Genomic DNA, 19,729 nt, shown 5'->3' with positions numbered 1-19,729 from the left:
TCATCCTTGAGAGCTTAGGATTTTATCTTTTAACAGTAAACCTTGGATCACAGCGATGATGCAAACTGCGATAGCGGCGCTTGCTGCACTGTATAACAGGTGAGCAGGCTCTGGGTTGCCAAAATAGAATAGATGTCTAAGTTTAGGTACGCTCAGGATGAGTAGTAGGGTGAATCCAGTGGCAGCACAGACCCACCAGAGTATGGGATTCGGTGAACGAATAGCATGTTGCAAATTGCCGCTCATTGAGCGATTTAGAAAAATGAATCCTAGATTGCCAATTACGATTGCGGTAAATGTGATTGCTCGCGCTTCGTCGGTTGCGATGCCATGTTGGATAGTGAACCAATAGATTGCCAGTATCATCAGAAAAACACTACTACCTTGCCAGAATCCTCGCCACATCACCTCAGCTTGGAAAATGCTCGACTGCACAGAGCGCGGTGCCCGTTGCATGATATTTTCTTCCTCTTCTTCGGCTTCAAATACAAGTGAACAGCTGGGATCGATAATTAACTCTAGGATGAGGATATGAACTGGCATGAGCAAGACCGGCCATCCAAACATCACCGGCAGGAAGGAGAGCGCGACGATAGGGACATGTGCCGCAATAATAAAACTTAAAGTTTTGCGTAAATTATCAAAAATACGTCGTCCCAAACGTACTGCGGCAACGATCGCAGAGAATGCATCATCGAGCAGAACCAAGTCGGCCGATTCGCGTGCAACTTCGGTGCCTCTTTTGCCCATCGCGATCCCGATATGCGCAGCTTTCAACGCTGGTGCGTCATTGACTCCATCTCCGGTCATTCCAACGATGGCACCATTTTTTTTCAGTAGTTTTACGATGCGTAATTTCTGTTCCGGCATGACACGACAGTAAATATGTATATGTTCCAATTGTTCTTGTAACTGTTCATCTGATAGTGCTTGCATTGCACTACCGCTTAAAGTGCCAGCACTGCTGTCGATGCCACATTGATTCGCGATATTCAATGCGGTTGCTGGGTAGTCGCCTGTAATCATCATCACACGTATGCCAGCACTACGACATTCTTGAATGGCTTCGGGCACACCGTCCCGGATCGGGTCGGCGAAGGCAACTAAGCCTGCAAGTTGAAAATTGAAATCATGTTGTTGCTTCGGTAGATTTTCGACAGCAAGCTGATGATCGAATTTGGCTTTGGCGACCGCTAAAACACGCAAACCTTGTTCCGCCATCGCATTGACTTGTGCCATTAACGTAGCGGTTTTAGCAGAATCAAGATGACAGAGATCGGCAATGGCTTCCGGTGCGCCTTTACTTGCGACCACAGTGTGTGGTTGTTGTGGGTCTTTACTTTGCCAGACGCGTGATACTGCGAGTAATTGTTTTGAGAGAGGATATTCTTCGACGAGTTGCCAATCCTGATGTAGATGCTCGGTATCGATCAGCCATGTTTGTCCTGCCGCTTGAAGTGCCTGATCCATCGGCTCGCTACCTTGCCTTTGGCTGGCCAAGATCGCGATTTCTAACACTTCATGTAATTCATCTGGCAAGCATGCATCTGAGGCGGCACTGAAATTTAGGCTGCCACTAACAATTTGCGCAAGCGCCATTTTGTTTTGCGTTAAGGTGCCGGTTTTATCGACGCATAAGACATTTGCTGAGCCTAAGGTTTCGATGGCAGGAATACGACGTGTCAGTACGCGTTTCTGCCCTATGCGCCAGGCGCCGATACCTAAGAATATAGTTAACACGACTGGCAATTCTTCAGGAATCATCGCCATTGCAAAAGTCAGTCCCACCAGAATGCCACGAGTCCAATCGTCACGACTCCAGCCATACCAGATTGCCAGCAAGATCGCTAAGCCCAAACTCGCCGAAGCCACATACTTCACTACGCGTTTCGTTTCTTTCTGTACGCGCGTTGGTTCTTCTTGGATTTCTGCAAGAGCGCTGCCGATTTTGCCGATTGCTGTATGGGCGCCAGTTCGTTTGATGATGGCGATACCTTGTCCTTGCACCACTAGGCTTCCCGAAAAGACAAAGACGGTATCGTCACCGCCTGCAGCTCCCATAGAAATATTGTCGACGAATTTTTCTTCCATCAATTGAGCGTCAGAATTGAATGCACTGGACTTATTGACAGCAAGTGATTCACCCGTGAGCAAAGATTCATCAACCGTCAGATTTAAACAAGAAACCAAGATACCATCAGCGGCAACTCTGTCTCCCTCCGTTAGCACAAGGTAGTCGCCAGTGACAACTTGATTGCTGGGGATGCTGATTCTGCTTCCATCACGTATGACCTCGGCATGTGGATGAGATAAGTCGCGTAGTGCTTCGAGTGCACGTTCGGTTTTATGTTCTTGATAGAAGCTGATTAGAACCATGCCCATCACAAAACCAGACAACACGACAGCATCATGCCAATCACCCAAACTTAGATAAATAGTCGCACAGCCAAGCAGTAATAAAATCATTGGTTCTGATAGAACATGCCAGGCGATTTGCCATAAGTTTTGTGGCTGCGCGCTTGGTAATTCGTTGAGCCCATCAGCTAATAATCGGGTATGAGCCTCTTGTTCACTGAGTCCACGGAAGTTTTTTGAAGTGGGCATAGAGATTGCGTTTTCAGAGAATTGAGAATTAGATCTATTTTCAATATAGTTTCATGAAAAGCTGGAGAAAGAATGATTTGGAAGTCAGTCTACAAAAGTAAATGTAGTTGATTTTAGTTACTTTGTGCCAGATCAATAAAAAAGCCGACTATCTTTTGCAGTCGGCTTTCGAAGGAGGGTGTTGAATCGGCGGGAACTAGGCTAAAGTCGCGATCACTGGCGCATGGTCAGATGGTTGCTCCCATTTGCGCGGAACCCGATCAACCACGCAAGAAGTGCAGCGCGCTGCTAAAGGTTTGGATAGAAGCACATGATCAATCCGCACACCTTTATTTAAGCGGAAGCCAAGCTGGCGATAGTCCCACCAGCTAAAGGTTTTTTCTGCTTGTTCAAACTGACGGAAACTATCGCTCAAACCAAGATCAAGCAGTGCCTGAAATGCGGCGCGTTCCGGTGGTGAAACCAGATTCATCCCTTCCCATGCTGCTGGATCATGTACGTCACGATCATCGGGGGCGATGTTGTAATCGCCCAGCAGAGCCAGTTGTGGATGTTGTTCCATCTCGGCTTTTACCCAGTCACGCAAAGCTGCCAACCAGCTTAGTTTATACGGATATTTTTCAGAATCTAAGGCCTGGCCGTTTGGCACATAGGCGCAAATAATGCGCATGCCTGCAATCGTCGCAGCGATGATGCGTTGCTGTTCATCTTCAAACAAGGGATTATTTTTTTGCACAGCATCGATAGGATGACGAGAGACAATGGCGACACCGTTATAGGTTTTTTGACCTGTGAACACTACATGATAACCAGCAGCTTCTATCTCGGCTTGTGGAAATTTATCATCGGTTAATTTGGTTTCTTGTATGCACAAGACATCGACAGGATTCATCTCCAGCCACTGTAAGACTTGCGGCAGACGAACCTTCAGAGAGTTAACATTCCAGGTGACTAGTTTCATATTCAATCTCATGCAAAAGCGCTATACGTTAAAAAAACATAGAAGATACGCTAAAAATAAAAACGCGCTCAATGCAAGCAAAGAGCGCGTTGACTGAAACATCCGCAGCTTAGCCTGCGCGGTTCATTAAGAACGTAGTCAGCATCGGTACTGGACGGCCAGTAGAACCTTTTGCTGCGCCCGATTTCCATGACACACCAGCGATGTCTAAATGTGCCCAAGTATATTTCTTAGTGAAACGCTCCAAAAAACAAGCGGCAGTAATCGAACCAGCCGCAGGCCCACCGATGTTGGCGATATCAGCAAAATTGGATTTCAACTGCTCGTTATACAGTTCGCCAATTGGCAAGCGCCATGCAACATCATTCGCTTGTTTGCCAGCACTTAGTAATTCTTCTGCTAACTTGTCATGGGTATCATCGTGACGCGTGAACAAACCAGTAGTGTGATGGCCGAGTGAAGTGATGATGGCGCCAGTTAAGGTCGCAACGTCAATTACCGCGGCTGGCTTGAAGCGCTCTACATAGGTCAATGCGTCGCACAAAATCAAGCGACCTTCAGCGTCGGTATTTAAGACCTCAATCGTTTGACCAGACATTGAGGTAACAATATCACCAGGACGTGTCGCACTGCCAGATGGCATGTTTTCACATGTTGGGATGACGGCGATGACGTTGAGTTTTAATTTCATTTCGCCGATAGCGCGCATGGTGCCCAAAACAGAGCCTGCACCGCCCATATCGTATTTCATTTCATCCATGCCTGCGCCTGGTTTCAAAGAGATACCACCAGAGTCAAAAGTGATGCCTTTACCGACCAATACGATTGGCGCATCTTTGGCCTTGCCACCCATGTGTTTTAACACGATAAACTTTGGCGGTTCATCGGTGCCGGCAGAAACCGACAAAAAGCTATTCATCTTTAAAGCTTGAATTTGCTTACGTTCCAAGACTTCTACGCCCATTTTGAAATCGGCTGCGATTTTTTTCGCGGTATTTGCTAAGTGGGTTGGTGTGCAGAAGTTGGCTGGCATATTGCCCAATTCTTTGGTTAATTCCATACCGTTCACCAAAGCGATACTTTGAGCCAGCGCGACCTTAGCGGCGGCTGCTTCGCTTGCCGCAACGTAGATTGCCACTTTTTTGACGTTGGCAGCAATTGTGTCTTTTTTGCTTTTGTGCGCATCAGTGCGGAAAATCGCCTCCTTGAAGGCGATCACAGCCTGACGAATTGCCCAAGCCAGATCGCGTCCATCCACTTCAGGCAATACCAAACTGACATCAGAACCGCCCAGATTATTCAAGCCACGCGCCGCATTTTGTACCGCGCTGATGTAGGCTTTTTCAGATACTTTGTTGGGATCGTCACCCAGACCAACCAATAACACGCGCTCGGCGCTGACTTCTGCCAGATTGCGTAACATTAAGGTGGAGCCGACTTTGCCAGAAATATCGCCAGATTTGAGCGCCGCATCAATCGCGCCTTTTTTGTTTAATTGTGTTGCTGATGTTGATAATTTTTTATTTTCAAATACGCCGACAACGATACAGGCGGTCTTGATGGTGCTGGCATTGTCTGCTGCTGTGCTTTTGGCTGCTAGTGTTTTTATGCTAAAGTCCACGTCTTGCTCCTTATTGTCGATCAGCGATGATCTTTTGAATTTCGCTTAAAGCGTAAAACGACTATTATAACCCCCTTGCTTAGTCTCCATAACTACTAATAAGACCAACTCCATTATGATTTTTCAACGTGCGCTCAGACGAGAATTATTTAGTGCTGCTAGCGCTGTATTTACGACATTATTTACCATCACTGTTACCTTTATGCTGATTCGCATTTTGCGCGATGCAGCAGGCGGCAAAATTGCTTCTAGTGATGTGTTGATATTAATTGGCTTTTACGCGCTCGATTATTTCCCAATTCTATTGATTTTGACCGGCTTCATTTCGGTGCTGTTGGTGGTGACGCGTGCCTATCAAGATTCGGAAATGGTGGTGTGGTTTGCTTCTGGTTTAAGTTTGACGCGCTGGATTACGCCTATATTAAGTGTCGCGATACCATTAAGTTTGGTGGTTGGTACGCTGAGTTTATTGGTATCACCTTGGGCAAACGAACAAATGCAGGAAGTTCGCAATCGCTACGAAAAACGTGAAGATATTGCGAAAGTCTCACCTGGGAAATTTCAAGAATCACGTGGAGGCGGTCGGGTGTCGTTTGTCGAGGAAGTATCGGGCGATTTGAGCAAAGTACAGAATATCTTCACCAGCATGATCAATGACGGACGTTCTAGTGTGATCGTGGCAAAAGAAGGCAAAGTCGAAATTGATGAACATGGCGACCGCTTCTTGGTGATGAGCCAAGGGCGACGCTACGATGGTTTGCCAACCGAAGGTGATTTTCAAATGATGCAGTTTGAAAAATACGCCGTCTTGTTATCAACGCAAAGTACCTTAGATGCAAACAATAAATCTGCGAAAGCTCTGCCTTCAAAAACTTTGATCGATGACCCTAGTCCGGTACGCGACGGAGAATTATTGTGGCGCGTATCTTTACCTTTTATGGGCTTGCTCTTGATGTTGCTGGCGATTCCGCTTGGCTATGTGAATCCGCGAGTTGGTCGTTCAGCGAATATGATTATTGCCTTGATCTTGGTTGCGGTGAATTTGAATATTTTAAATATGCTGCAATTATCGGTAGTGCAGGGACGCATGAGTTTTTGGCGCGCTTCATGGCCTATGCATGTGGTAGTGGGAATATTAATTATGCTGTTTTTTATGTGGCGTTTGAAGGTCAATAGTAGTTGGCACCCAAGTAGTATTTGGGGGCGTATTAAGTGCCAGATTTATCGTAAGACAAAACAGCAATGCGTTGATCACAATCAGATGGTGGGTAATTAATGAAGGTACTACAACGCTATTTTGGTAGTGAAATTATTCGCGCCGTTTTCTTCGTACTGTTCGCATTATTGGTGTTGACTTCTTTTTTCGATTTAATGAAAGAACTGGGTGCTATCAATAAAAACGGTTACTTACTTAAGCACGCGATCTTCACCGTTTTGCTCAATATCCCCGGAAACGCTTATGATTTTCTGCCGATTGCAGTCTTAATCGGGACGATTTATGTGATGGCACAATTTGCCAGCAACTCCGAATTTACGATCATGCGAGCCGCCAGCATGTCTTCTTGGACTGCGGCAAAAATCTTAGGAAAAATTGCCATCGTATTTATTTTGTTTACCTATTTTTTAGGTGAGATCGTTGCGCCGATGTCGACCAAACTATCCAAACAAATGATGATGCAGGCAGCTTCTGCGCCTCTGACACAAGGATTTCGTAGTGGTTTATGGACCAAGGATCTGATTCGTGACAGTGATGCGAACGGCACGGTGATTGGAACGCGTTTTCTGAATGTGCGTGAGGTCTCGCCAGCGCGGACTTTACTTGGCGTGAAGATTTATGAGTTTGATTCCAATTTCCAATTGCTTCGTGAAATTAATGCGAAGCAGGCGGTATACGTGCGTTCTCATGTTTGGCAATTGAGCGAAGTTGTGGAAACCAGCTTTCCTCAAAATTTAGCGACTGAGACGGCGATTGCTTCTGATACACATAAGTTGGATACCAAGGAGTTGATTTCCGAAATTACGCCCAATATTTTATCCGTCTTATTTACAGAAGTAGATCGTATGTCCGCTTACGAACTAGCTTCTTACACCAAACATTTGGCAGAAAATAAGCAATCAACTGATCGTTATGAAATTGCGTTTTGGAAGAAAATAACTTATCCGGTTTCTATTTTAGTGATGATGGCCTTGGCACTGCCATTCGCATATTTGCATGCGCGCGATGGCGGCATTAGCCTACGCATTTTTAGTGGCATTATGCTGGGCATGGTGTTTTATCTGGTGAATAGTTTGTTTGCTTATCTTGGACAGATTAATACTTGGCCAGCTCTGATGACGGCCTTATTCCCCAGCCTGATATTTTCGCTATTAGCTTTTGCGGGCTTGCGATATGTAGAGCGACATTAGTTTGCAGATATCCATAGATTTCATTTTGAAGGCTGAACATGAAAAAGCAGGCATTAATTTTATTCGCCCATGGCGCACGAGCAGCGAGCTGGGCTGAACCATTTCAACGTCTGCAACAATTAATTCAGGAAAATTCCCCCGAACTTAAAGTGGAATTAGCTTTTCTGGAATTGATGCAGCCGCCATTGCCGGAAGTGGTTAGTAATTTGGTTGATCAAGGTTATGAGGCATTGACGATTACTCCCATTTTTTTGGGGCAGGGCGGGCACCTGTTACGCGACCTCCCTTTGATGGTCGACGAATTGCGCCAACGATATCCTGATCTTCAGATCAAGCAAGTTGCTGCTGCTGGGGAAGATGCAGGTGTCTTGCTGGCGATTCGTGATTATTGTTTAGGCTCGATTAATCCGTAGCAGGCAGTTGTTCTGTTTCTGCAATCAAGGCAGTGCCATGCAATGTATCTGCTAGATGTTTATCGCTTAGCAAAATATGCGAGCTAAGCCAGAAACGCAGCAGTTCTGCGGTTTCCAGCGCAACCATCTCACGGGCGCGATTTAATTCCTGTTGCAGGTCGGTGACGCGCTCCAACAACTTTCTATGTTGTTCTTTATGCGCTTTGTATCGCGGATAGGCAATTGACTGCATCAAGTCTTCTTCACGCTGAAAATGTTCCCGTGTATAAGCAGCAAGTCTCTCTAATATGCTGGAAAGCGTGATGTAATCTTTTCCCAAGTCTGCAGCGTCATGTAGTTCATTGACCATGCCAATCAAGATCTTGTGATCTTCGTCAATTAATACGTCGTGAACGCTCAAACTATCATTCCATTCAAAATATTCCATGCGATGCCTGACGACTATTGATCGTCGAAAAGTTTCAAAGAGGCAAATTTTACGAGGCTAAGCAAGGAATAAACTTGTTGTAGCGCAAGTTTTTGAATGAAAAATTACTATTTATTTGATCAGACCGAGAATGTTGATTTCAATTGCTGTTACGGTCGCGCATCGCTTCGCCCATCATGACCAACACGGGTCCGTCGCATTCTGGCAAACCATGTGCCAAATCAGCAAGCGTCAGGTGCAAATGCTGTTCTTCAGGACGACTGCAACTCTGTACGATCACGATGGGATGGCTTTCAGGGAAACCTTTTGCCAGCATACGTTGCGCAGTGAGTATCGCCTCTTTGCCACCCATGTATTGAATCAAAGTGTCGCAATCAGGAATACGAGTTTCGACGGATTCACCGGGTGCGGTACTGGAAGTAAATAGCGCAACACTACGTGCCACACCGCGTTTGGTTAATGGCAGTTTCACGCTGGCAGCAGCGGCCATTGCGGTGGTAATACCTGGCACAATTTCAAAACGTATACCAGCTTGCTCCAGTGCGGTCATTTCTTCATCGGCACGACCAAACAACATAGGATCGCCACCTTTCAGGCGCACGACGATCGCGTGTTGTTGCGCGGCTTCGACTAATTGCTGATTGATGTGTTCCTGCGCGGCAGAGCGTTGTCCACTGCGTTTGCCGACCGAGATTTTAATTGCTTGCGGGCAGAGTGCCAGCATGTCGGAAGTGACCAATGCGTCGTGCAAAACGATATTCGCTTGCGCTAAGAGTTTTGCACCGCGCACGGTAATTAAATCAACTGCACCCGGCCCGGCACCGACTAAGTAGACGATACCGGTTTCATTTTTAACTGGGGATGTAGTTGATTCAGGTGGATTAGCCAAGACGTATCATTCCCGCTGCGACAGTTTGATGGGTGACTTCGTCGATCAAAATGAATGCCCCTGTAGCGCGGGTGATGTCGTAAGCATCGGCTGCCAAGGCTTGCTGTACATTGATATTGACGCGAGCGATGTCGTTCAATTTAAGTGTATCAGTTGCGCGGCGTTCTTGGGTATTGATATCTAACAAAGTGTCAACCGATGCAACACGTGCAGCGACCTGGCGTGTCGTATGTTTCAGCCAATATTTACGACGAACATCTAAGGCATCTTCCGATAACCAACACAAATCGGCACTCAAAGTTTTTAATACCGTCGCAGGTCGATCCGCACCTGCCAACATATCGCCGCGTGAGATATCGACATATTCATTGAGCAAAATGGTGACCGATTGCCCAACGACGGCGGTTTGCAAAGAGCCATCCAAAGTCTGTATATCTTTTACGGTCGCGGTATGACCGGACGGCTGAACGATAATGCTGTCGCCGACGCTGATCTTGCCAGCTTCGATACGTCCCATGTAACCACGGAAGTCATTTGCTTCATGTCCATTGTGGCGCGCCACTAATTGCACAGGGAAACGGAAAGGTTCGTCATGGCACTCATCGTAGACGCTTAAGGATTCCAGTAGCTCGATCAAAGTCGGACCTTGGTACCAGGCCAGATTATCGCTATTGGTGACGACGTTATCGCCAGCTAATGCCGACAAAGGAATTGGATGTACATCGCGTAAGCCTAATTGTGCAGCGAATTCTTGGTAAGCACCGACGATACGGTCATACACAGTTTGATCGTAATTCACCAAATCCATTTTATTGACGGCAACGATCACGTGTTCGATTTGCAGTAAATGCGCAATCGTAGAATGACGTTTGGTTTGCGTGAGTAGCTCAACACTACCATCGTCACCCAGTTTAACTTTGGAGACGTCGATCAAAATAATCACGGCATCGGCAGTCGATGCACCTGTCACCATGTTGCGCGTGTATTGCTCATGACCTGGCGTATCGGCGATGATGAATTTGCGTTTTGGTGTGGCGAAATAACGGTAAGCGACGTCGATCGTGATGCCTTGTTCGCGTTCCGCTTCCAAGCCATCCGTCAACAAAGACAAGTCAATCGTGTCGCCGACCGTGCGTTTGTGTTTGGCTTTAGAAATTGCATTTAACTGATCAGCAAAAATACCTTTGCTATCAAACAGTAAACGACCGATGAGCGTACTCTTGCCATCATCCACTGAACCTGCCGTGATGAAACGCAGTAAGCCGCGTTCACGCGCGATATCAATAGACGTGGCGGATTGTTGTACCTGGGTGCTCATTAGAAATATCCTTCTTTTTTACGTTTTTCCATGGACGACTCTGAAGTCTGATCATCCATGCGCGTTGCGCCGCGTTCTGTAATTTGGGTGACTGCGGTTTCTTCGATAATCGCTTCTACTGTTGCGGCATCTGACGATACTGGGCAAGTACAAGAAATATCACCGACAGTACGGAAGCGTACGATTTGTTTTTCTACCGTTTCACCTTCGCGTGGAGGCGTTAAATCTGTCACTGGAACTAGCAAGCCATTGCGAGGAATGACTTCGCGTTCGTGCGCAAAATAAATCGGTGGCAGCTCTAGTTTTTCACGAGCGATGTACTGCCAAACGTCCAGTTCAGTCCAGTTAGAAATTGGGAAAACGCGCATGTTTTCGCCGGGATGAACGCGGGTGTTATACAAGTCCCATAATTCAGGGCGTTGTGCTTTGGGATTCCATTGACCGAATTCATCGCGGAAAGAAAAGATGCGTTCTTTAGCGCGGGCTTTTTCTTCATCCCTACGCGCACCACCGATACAAGCGTCAAATTTGTGTTCAGCAATCGTTTCTAATAAGGTCACAGCTTGTGCTGCATTGCGTGAATCAGTTTTTGGATTACGCAAACGTACAGTACCGCGATTGATCGATTCTTCGACTGAACCTACGATCAAACGCTCGCCTAATTCCGCTACGCGTTTATCGCGAAAGGTGATCACTTCTGGGAAATTATGACCAGTATCCACATGCACCAATGGGAAAGGGAATTTACCCGGACGGAAAGCTTTTTCGGCGATACGTAACAACACCACAGAATCCTTGCCACCTGAAAACAGCAGGGCAGGGTTAGTACATTCAGCAGCCACTTCACGCATGATGTGGATGGCTTCTGATTCCAGCCAATCGAGATGGCGATTACTCGCGGCATCAATGAAGTGATTTTCAACTACGGTGTTCATGCTTTGCCTTTTAATTCGATTTCAATTTTCTATTTAAATGGATTTGATACGGACCAATTTTCCATCTACCACATGCAAGCCACATTCTTTGGACTCTGGATTTTCCCACCACCAGCGTCCAGCACGTACATCTTCACCCGGCTGAATGGCGCGGGTGCAAGGCTCGCAGCCGATAGATGGATAGCCTTTGTCATGTAGTGGATTGTAAGGCACATTGTTGCTGCGAATATAGTGCCAAACGTCTTCTTCAGACCAATCCGTTAAGGGATTGAATTTTTGCATAGCATGCGCGACATCATCTTCTTGCACTGCGAGTTCATTACGCGTGGCGGACTGCGCCCGACGTTGTCCGGTGATCCAAGCTTTCTTACCACTTAGCGCACGATTTAGTGGTTCGACTTTACGAATTCTGCAACACTCTTTGCGCATCTCGACGCTATCGTAAAACGCATTCAAACCGTGCTGTTTGACATAGTTGTCTACTGCTTCAGTTTCAGGTTTGTAGAGTGTCACTTCATATTCATAAGTCTCTTTGATACGATCTAACATACTCAAAGTTTCTTTATGCAAGCGACCCGTTTCCAAAGAAAAGATGTCTATGTTGAGCTTGTGACGCAAAATCAGATCGGTCAACACCATATCTTCCGCTGCTAAGCTAGACGCGAAAACAGCAGGGGAAAACTCAGTTGCGATTTTTTCTAAAATACTGAGCGTCGTCGCCAAGCGCACTGCAAAATCACGCATTTAAATACCTGTTCTTTCCACACGACGGAACAGTGGATTTTTCTCATCGACTGAAGTCTGATATTTTTCACTGAAATCTGTCAGACCTTTGATCGCATCATGAATGTTCTTGTCGGCGCGTACCGCAAAAGAATTGAAACCTACACGCTGCATATAAAACAATTGATCACGTAAGACATCGCCAATCGCACGCAATTCGCCACTGTAATTAAAACGTGTGCGTAAATTGTAGGCGATAGAGTAACCACGTCCATCAGCAAACTTAGGAAAATCCACGGCTAGTAAATGGAAAAACTGCAGATCGGTCTGCAACTCCTTCGCCTGTTCATTACTACTAAACCAGATCGCAATATCCGCACGATCTTTGGCACGCTGAATTAACTTATCACGCTGTAATTGCCAGACTTTGAGCGGCACGATCACTTTACCTTCAGGTACTTCAATCGCGTCTGCTGTATCGTCTTCAGATAGTTGCAAAATTTCCCAGTCGTCTTCGACTATCGCTCGGTCTTTAATAATTTTCGTCATACTCTTCTCCCCCTTAGTACACAACTGCAGAACCGGCATCCTCTCCGTGATGCTCGATTGTTTTTATTGGTGTTGCATAAACATATTCTTTGAACGGCGCGATACCCAGACGTTGTGCGGTATCAATGAAGCGTTCGCCATTCACGCGATCACGCAAATACACTTGTACGATGCGCTCGATCACTTCAGGCATCTGTCCTGCTGAAAATGATGGCCCTATGATTTTGCCGATGGCAGATTGATTGCCTTGCGCACCACCGATAGATACTTGATACCATTCACTACCATCTTTATCGACACCCAAGATACCGATATTGCCGACATGATGATGACCACAAGCATTGATACAGCCCGACATATTCAATTCCAGATCACCAATATCGTGTAAATAATCGAGGTCGTTGAAACGATCTGTAATATCTAAGGCAATCGGAATTGATTTTGCATTTGCCAATGCACAAAAATCACCGCCAGGGCAGCAAATCATATCGGTCAATAAACCAATATTTGGTGTTGCCAGACCGTGTGCTTTGGCTTCTTTCCATAGATCGAACAACTTACTTTGTTCGACATCGGCCAGTACCAGATTTTGTTCATGTGTCACACGAATTTCGCCAAAGCTATAGCGATCAGCCAAGTCCGCGATGAAATCCATTTGATCCGCACTCGCATCGCCTGGTGGCACGCCAGGTTTTTTAAGTGATAACAAAACTGCATTGTAACCTGCTTGTTTGTGCGGTTTGACATTCCGCTTCACCCAATTAGAAAATGCCTTATTTTCTTGTTGTAAATGCACAAAATTGCTATCGCTTGCAGGCAAATTGGCGTAGGCGGGCGCTGTGAAATAGGCGGCAACACGTTGCAACTCGGCTTCTGTCAAAGTACCTGGACCATCTTTAATGTCTTGCCATTCTTCTTCAACTTGACGTGCGAATTCTTCGGCACCGATTGCTTTGACTAAAATTTTGATACGCGCTTTGTAAATATTGTCGCGACGGCCAAACTGGTTATAAATACGCAAGATCGCTTCGAGATAAGTCATGACGTGCTGCCATGGCAGGAATTCACGAATCACGCTACCTAAAATTGGCGTGCGACCCATGCCACCGCCGACCATGACTTTAAAGCCAACTTCACCAGCCTCGTTATGTACGACCGTTAAGCCGATATCGTGCACCGCAATTGCTGCGCGGTCTTCTTTCGCTCCATTGATGGCGATCTTAAATTTACGCGGTAAATAGGCAAACTCTGGATGAAAGGTCGTCCATTGACGCAAGATTTCAGCATAAGGACGAGGATCAATAATTTCATCCGCAGCCACGCCAGCAAATTCATCCGAAGTGATATTGCGCATGCAATTGCCTGAAGTTTGAATTGCGTGCATTTCTACGCTCGCCAACTCCGCCAAAATATCTGGCGTGTCTTCCAGATTAATCCAGTTGTATTGGATGTTTTGACGTGTCGTGAAATGGCCATAGCCACGATCATATTTGCGCGCGATAAAAGCGAACTTGCGCATTTGCGTTGATGACAGCAAACCGTAAGGCACAGCCACGCGCAACATGTAAGCGTGACGCTGCATGTATAAACCATTTTGCAAACGCAAGATTCGGAATTCATCTTCCGTCAGTTCATTAGTAATGCGACGGCTTACCTGATCGCGAAATTGGGCGACGCGTTCTTGAATAATCAAATGGTCATGTTGGTCGTAACGATACATCTTCAAACTTCCTATTTAAAACGTCTTACCAGATAGTCTGGTCTCGACATTATCAATGTGGTGAGGGACTTATTAATGAATACCTAGATGACTACTAATTTATAAGACTAATTTGCAGGCAACTAAGGTTAGTGTCGTTGCCAATATGCCGCGCAATAATTTTTCTGGAACAGCTTTGGCAGCAAGTGAGCCGAGCGTGATGCCTGGTACTGAACCAAGTAACAAGGAACCCAAAAGTTCCCAGTTAATGGATCCTAACCACCAGTGACCAATGGCAGCAATGGCGGTAAGTGGAACTGCATAGGCGATATCCGTGCCAGCCACATGTGCTGCTGGCATTTTCGGATAGAGTAAAACGAGAATGGTAGCGCCGATAGCGCCAGCGCCAATTGAGGAGATCGTGACCAGAACGCCTAAAATTGCGCCTGCAATAATGGTCGCCGTCGCCAATTTTTTTCCATGTAACTGACGCTCTGGGTGCGCGTTTATCCAGGCGATTAATTTGCTGCGATACAAAATCGCGATGACTGTGAGAAATACAGACCCTGCAATTGAGTAACGAATTAGTTGACCTAGCTCTGCACTTAAACCGCCAAAATATTTGAGTGCTAAGGTCGATATTAAAGCTGCTGGTAGTGCGCCATAGCACAATAATCGTACGACATGCCATTCAACAGATCCACGTAAGCGGTGGGTGAAAGTGCCGGTCGCTTTGGTGATCGATGCGAATGCCAAATCGGTGCCTACTGCTACTGCGGGAGATACCCCAAATAATAAGGTTAGCAAAGGCGTCATCAACGAGCCGCCACCTACCCCGGTTAATCCAACCAAGGTACCGACTGCAAATCCAGAGATGATATAAGTAAGTGTCATAGAGCCTCAAACAAAGTAGCATGCATGATAAGTGCAGCTTACTTTATAACCAACTACTTAGTATTTATTTGCTTATATGCAGTTTGACTATATAGAAATGTGGTTTTTAATTCAGTTTGGCACGAAGTGAAATACGGGCTGAAAGCCTGATTGGAGCAGCGAAGTGCTCAATCTTTGCTATCAGAAACCAAAATTAATTGCGAAAAGTCTGTATAGGTATACCGAGCTTGGGGTTTTTAAATTGATATTCCTGACTCAGGATGTCTTTGCTGGTTTGTTGGCCATTCCATCGGATATCCATCAGTGACAGCATGGTCCAACCTAGCCAATCTAGTCGGAAGGGACGCTGCGCAAATGCGGGATTTGCTTGCGCTGGCGGATGTTTATTCCAAATAAATGCAGGAATACGAAAACCAGCCGGTGTGCTCGCACTATGTCCAGCGTGATTGCGGGAATGGCCTACTTCTTGCCCATGGTCTGAGACAAAAATCCAAACTCCTCGTTGAGTTTCTGAAAGCGCTTGTTGGGTGAGCTCCAAAGTCTTTACAACTTGGGTGTCGTGGTTCAGTATCGCTGCATCATATTCATTGCGCTTCTCTATCAACCAATTGGAGCGCCCCTGCTTTTCTAAATCGCGTGTCACTTTGTCTGTTACGTCGGCAAAAGCGTTAGCATTTTCCGGGTAACGCATTTTATATTGTGGGTGTGCTCCCAACATATGAACCACGATCAGCTTACGTTGAACAGGTCGTGCTAATGCGGCACTAAGCGGTTGATGTGTGCTGCTGTCTGAAGAATGACTATCTCGTCCTGGAATGTTGTTAAGCATTTCTAGATGATCGGCAAAACGCGCATGCTCTTGTTCTATCGCCTGACCATCGTGATTGCTGATCCAGGTGATGTGGTAGCCAGCGGCTTTAGCGAGGGCTAACAAATGAACGGGTTTTGCACTTGGCGTGTCGAGGTAAAAGAAACTTTCTAAGGAAGCCAGAGTCGCCGCTTCAACCGACCATGCATAGCGAAAATTGATTAAGTGTTCTGGCATTCGTTTTGTTAATTCAAGCAAACGCGGCGAAGTCGGGCGATGATATCCATGTGTCGACATATTGTCTCGATTGAGGCTGTCTGACAAAATCAGAACGACAGTGGATGATTCACTATTATCTACGATTGGTTGTAGTGATTGTGCGAACTTCAGTTGTTGTTGGCGTTGAGCCCGTAAGTCATGCCAGCTTGTTCTCAATTCGATTGCAACGAGTGAAATTCTGGGCCAAAAAAACAAAGGGTGAAGCTTACGCCATGGTTTGCTTGCATATCCAATTGCGCAAAGCAATATAGCCAATACCAAAAGCGCCTTCAGCCAAAATGTTTTCATCTGAAATTGCTCGGCATTTTCTTGAGACGCGCTGGCTGCATTGATTAATATAATCACTAAGCCGATGGTGAAGGCGCTAATGAATAGCAGGTGAATGATAGGCGTTGCGTAACTAGCGATAAATTCGGTGGATTCGAGCAAGCTTGTATTTGCGACAGCGCTGAGGACCATGGAGCTATCGGGTGCGGCTTGATAGGCTTCGCTGATAAAGTGCCTTAAAACGCTATCCATAACGAAGCTGACGAGTGCCGTGCAAACGATCAGTTTACGTAGCTGAAAATAGCGCTTGTTTGCGATTGGCAATAATAAGATCAATAAAAAAGGAAGTGCTAGCGTCAGCATTTGTGCTGTTTTTATTTGATCATGACCAAACGCTTCAATGCCAATTAATAACAGTAACAATGTCCACCATGCCCACACTGGACGACTAGGGTTGGACCATGCACTTGTGAACCAGGATTGGATTGTTGGATGTAGACGAAGTGGAACGAGAGACATAAGCGCAGCGATCAACGTGAAGTGACGTGATGTGTATCCTTAGATAGGATAGTAAAGTTGATCATGGTGATGTTGATCGCGAAAAAATAGTAAGCTGTATTGAGGTTAGACGAGAATCTGAATTATTCATCGCGTTTAATGTACGTGCAAAAAAACTGATCTGAGAGAACGAGATTGTCAGCCATCATTGCTTTGACCAAAAGTAATCCGTGAACTAGGTCATGGAAAACAGTCGCTCAGAACAAACAGAGAATTTAGACCTAGCGTTTCTGCTGCGTCCGTGCTTCCTGTCTATGCTGGTCGAAGATTATCATAGGAATAGTGTTGGCGTGATTTGTGTCTGCGAATTTGCTTCGTACATACAACAATTTTCAAAAAATTCTTGATAAGCTGTGTTTTTCTTGGGAAGACAGGTGGGCAAGTTCACTGATCCCCAAATCAGAGGTGCAATATGCATAGAGATTTTGAAACGATGAAAATGTTAGCTTTTCATCGAGAGCTAGTAGCAAGTCGTCGTTTAGCGCACAGTCAGGGGCTGACTTTGTCGATCGCATTGGAGCAAATCTTGACAGCGACTGCAGGGCAGTCAGGTCTGCTCAATTTGTTGCAAGAGCGTCGTCAGCACTTTGCAAAGCTGGCAGAGATCAAACTGAAGAAAAAACGTCAGGCAGAAGATAAATACGCGATTAAGTTGGCTTGCAATAAAATTCCCGATTCTGTGTGGTGTGGATGGTTTGACGGTTCAGCACGGCCTAATCCTGGAAGTTGTAGTATTGGCGCATTGCTTCAGTCACCTGATGGGCAGCGTTGGGAAATCAGCCGTTCGATTGGCTATGGCAATAGTAGTTACGCTGAATATCACGCCTTGATTGCTTTATTGGAACTGGCTCTGAAGCAGCAGTTAAACTCGATGATCGTGTTTGGTGACAGCCGGGTGGTGATTGATGATCTTCAATCAGGATCACAAAAATATGCACAGGGTCTTAGTGAGTTACGCCAGCAAGCAAATGAGTTGATGTCGCAGATACCTGATTTGCAGTTGAAGTGGATACCTAGAGCTAGAAATCAACATGCTGACCGTTTGGCACTTCAAGCGACTCAGCAAACAGTCATTTAGAAAATTTACGCGCTAATAAAATAGTGTCGAACAGTTCAGATCCAAACACAAAGCGATGTCTGGATCTGAGTTTTTATCTGAGAACAGAACTCTTCTCACGCCTATTTTAGAAAATGCCTTGCAAAGAAACCGAAAACAATTTTGAATCGCCAAAAAAAGGATAAGGATAATGTGACTTATCTTTAGAAATGTCGTACTGAATTTTTAATGCCGTATCTTGGCGGAAATCCCAACGCAAAGATAAATACTGTGTTTTTCTTCCTTCTGTTGGTTCATTCACCGTGGTGTATTGTGAATAGGTGTACATGGGCGTCCAACTACCAAATTGGTAGCCAACACCGACTAAAGCGTATTTGTAAATATTATTTAATCCTTTTGATGCATCCACCTGCTGATAGCGATCAACTTCGGCTTTAATCAACCAGTTTTTGTAATCCATATTGGCAGACACACCCATAATTTGAGTGGATTGATTATTCACAAGATACAGCTTGCCACCGCCGACTTGATCCTGCCATAAAGTATCTTTGTAGCGCATATACATTGCACGTACATCAACGATGCCATTATTGGCTGCAACCGAAACGCCTAGAATTTTTTTCCAAGATTCATGGGTCGGAGTCGTGTAATAAATTAAGGTATCGTAAGCATTATTTTTCTGGGTATAGCCACCCGTCCAGGCTGAGATGGTCGATGCCCATTCAGATTGCCCTAACTGCATACGGTAGCTGAGATTCGCACCGTTATATGCGTAGATAGGCCAACCGTAAACGTCAGGTGCCGGACGCACCCATGGATAGGCGTAGCCTATATACAGATAGTCACTGTAGTAGTACAAAGGGATGCGCATTTTGCCAGCTTGAAAAGTCCAAGGAGAGTCTTGCTTTGGTGTCCAAGTCGCATATAACCAATCAACAGTCGGGCGGGACCCCTTATTGGGATTGTTAGCGCGACTAATGATTTGGGTAGTGGCAGAAAAAGTTGGGCTAAAGTCCTTTTTTATTTGTATGCCTAGCAGCGATTCTTGGTCAAATTGGAAGCCCTTACTTTTTTCATAGACTCCCGCATATTCCCAAGCCTGCATGGAACAGGGGCACTGCCATTGTTGGTAAGTCCACGGTGTACTTTTGCCAAGGGCAGACCCGCTGAGTACCTTAGCTCCGGTAATATTATAGAAGCCAGTTAACTTAAGTGAGCCATCTTCACTTAAATCGATCGCATTGGCGAAAGTCGGCGTGAGCAAGAACAGCGTGAGTGCGAGTAGTGATTTTTTCATTTTGTAATCTCCAAGAAGTGAAAG

General features: G+C 45.8%; 17 protein-coding genes. 4 read left to right on the top strand and 13 right to left on the bottom strand.

Annotated features, from left to right (window positions below):
* The 3 genes from H8K33_RS07350 to H8K33_RS07340 all read right to left on the bottom strand — a co-directional run bounded on the left by H8K33_RS07350 (position 1) and on the right by H8K33_RS07340 (position 5,186).
* The gene (locus tag H8K33_RS07350; protein ID WP_186890324.1) at positions 1–2,604 is read right to left on the bottom strand and encodes a cation-translocating P-type ATPase; all 2,604 of its coding nucleotides are present in this window, start codon (positions 2,602–2,604) and stop codon (positions 1–3) included.
* A 196-nt stretch (positions 2,605–2,800) separates the two neighbouring features.
* Positions 2,801–3,565 carry an exodeoxyribonuclease III gene (gene xth, locus H8K33_RS07345; protein WP_186890323.1) on the bottom strand — a complete coding sequence of 255 codons (765 nt, stop codon included), beginning with the start codon at positions 3,563–3,565 and terminating at the stop codon, positions 2,801–2,803.
* Between the two features lie 109 nt (positions 3,566–3,674).
* Positions 3,675–5,186 carry a leucyl aminopeptidase gene (locus tag H8K33_RS07340; RefSeq protein ID WP_186890322.1) on the bottom strand — a complete coding sequence of 504 codons (1,512 nt, stop codon included), beginning with the start codon at positions 5,184–5,186 and terminating at the stop codon, positions 3,675–3,677.
* A 115-nt stretch (positions 5,187–5,301) separates the two neighbouring features.
* Here H8K33_RS07340 and lptF point away from each other — a divergent pair, with 115 nt between their 5' ends.
* From lptF to H8K33_RS07325, 3 genes are read left to right on the top strand one after another with little or no spacing between them, the layout of a single operon-like run.
* The gene (gene lptF / locus H8K33_RS07335) at positions 5,302–6,462 is read left to right on the top strand and encodes an LPS export ABC transporter permease LptF (protein WP_186890321.1); all 1,161 of its coding nucleotides are present in this window, start codon (positions 5,302–5,304) and stop codon (positions 6,460–6,462) included.
* Positions 6,462–7,592, top strand: coding sequence for an LPS export ABC transporter permease LptG (gene lptG / locus H8K33_RS07330; protein ID WP_186890320.1), 1,131 nt, complete (start codon positions 6,462–6,464; stop codon positions 7,590–7,592). Before lptF ends, lptG begins: the two co-directional genes overlap by 1 nt.
* A gap of 38 nt (positions 7,593–7,630) precedes the next feature.
* Complete coding sequence (locus H8K33_RS07325; protein ID WP_186890319.1) at positions 7,631–8,005, top strand: sirohydrochlorin chelatase; 375 nt, start codon at positions 7,631–7,633, stop codon at positions 8,003–8,005.
* Here the strand turns inward: H8K33_RS07325 and H8K33_RS07320 are convergent.
* The 9 genes from H8K33_RS07320 to H8K33_RS07280 form a co-directional block, all read right to left on the bottom strand.
* On the bottom strand, positions 7,995–8,432 hold the full coding sequence (locus H8K33_RS07320) for a bacteriohemerythrin (protein WP_186890318.1): 438 nt from the start codon (positions 8,430–8,432) through the stop codon (positions 7,995–7,997). The two genes, H8K33_RS07325 and H8K33_RS07320, sit on opposite strands and share 11 nt — an antisense overlap.
* Before the next feature lie 139 nt (positions 8,433–8,571).
* A complete protein-coding gene (gene cobA, locus H8K33_RS07315; RefSeq protein ID WP_186890317.1) occupies positions 8,572–9,321 on the bottom strand; it encodes a uroporphyrinogen-III C-methyltransferase in 750 nt (249 codons plus the stop codon).
* Positions 9,314–10,639: a sulfate adenylyltransferase subunit 1 gene (locus H8K33_RS07310; RefSeq protein WP_186890316.1), complete on the bottom strand. Its 1,326-nt coding sequence runs from the start codon at positions 10,637–10,639 to the stop codon at positions 9,314–9,316. The genes cobA and H8K33_RS07310 overlap by 8 nt, the downstream gene beginning before the upstream one ends.
* Positions 10,639–11,574, bottom strand: a complete 936-nt coding sequence (gene cysD, locus H8K33_RS07305; protein WP_186890315.1) for a sulfate adenylyltransferase subunit CysD — start codon at positions 11,572–11,574, stop codon at positions 10,639–10,641. The genes H8K33_RS07310 and cysD overlap by 1 nt, the downstream gene beginning before the upstream one ends.
* 33 nt (positions 11,575–11,607) lie before the next feature.
* Positions 11,608–12,318: a phosphoadenylyl-sulfate reductase gene (locus H8K33_RS07300; RefSeq protein WP_186890314.1), complete on the bottom strand. Its 711-nt coding sequence runs from the start codon at positions 12,316–12,318 to the stop codon at positions 11,608–11,610.
* Positions 12,319–12,846 (bottom strand): DUF934 domain-containing protein, encoded by a 528-nt coding sequence (locus tag H8K33_RS07295; protein WP_186890313.1) that lies wholly within the window; start codon positions 12,844–12,846, stop codon positions 12,319–12,321.
* Between the two features lie 13 nt (positions 12,847–12,859).
* Positions 12,860–14,566 (bottom strand): nitrite/sulfite reductase, encoded by a 1,707-nt coding sequence (locus H8K33_RS07290; RefSeq protein WP_186890312.1) that lies wholly within the window; start codon positions 14,564–14,566, stop codon positions 12,860–12,862.
* Between the two features lie 99 nt (positions 14,567–14,665).
* A complete protein-coding gene (locus tag H8K33_RS07285) occupies positions 14,666–15,439 on the bottom strand; it encodes a sulfite exporter TauE/SafE family protein (protein ID WP_186890311.1) in 774 nt (257 codons plus the stop codon).
* A 193-nt stretch (positions 15,440–15,632) separates the two neighbouring features.
* Positions 15,633–17,312, bottom strand: a complete 1,680-nt coding sequence (locus H8K33_RS07280) for a phosphoethanolamine transferase (RefSeq protein WP_186890310.1) — start codon at positions 17,310–17,312, stop codon at positions 15,633–15,635.
* 451 nt (positions 17,313–17,763) lie between these two features.
* On the opposite strand from H8K33_RS07280, the gene H8K33_RS07275 reads away from it, so the two are divergent.
* Positions 17,764–18,429, top strand: a complete 666-nt coding sequence (locus tag H8K33_RS07275; protein ID WP_186890309.1) for a ribonuclease HI family protein — start codon at positions 17,764–17,766, stop codon at positions 18,427–18,429.
* A gap of 106 nt (positions 18,430–18,535) precedes the next feature.
* Here H8K33_RS07275 and H8K33_RS07270 read toward each other — a convergent pair whose 3' ends face one another.
* Entirely contained in the window at positions 18,536–19,705 is a 1,170-nt protein-coding gene (locus tag H8K33_RS07270) for a hypothetical protein (protein WP_186890308.1), read from the bottom strand.
* Between the last annotated feature and the right edge of the window lie 24 nt (positions 19,706–19,729).

Source organism: Affinundibacterium amnicola (assembly GCF_014284275.1).
In the GTDB taxonomy this organism is placed as follows: Bacteria; Pseudomonadota; Gammaproteobacteria; order Burkholderiales; family Burkholderiaceae_D; genus Undibacterium; species Undibacterium amnicola.
This window is presented reverse-complemented; position numbering and strand designations above follow the sequence as displayed.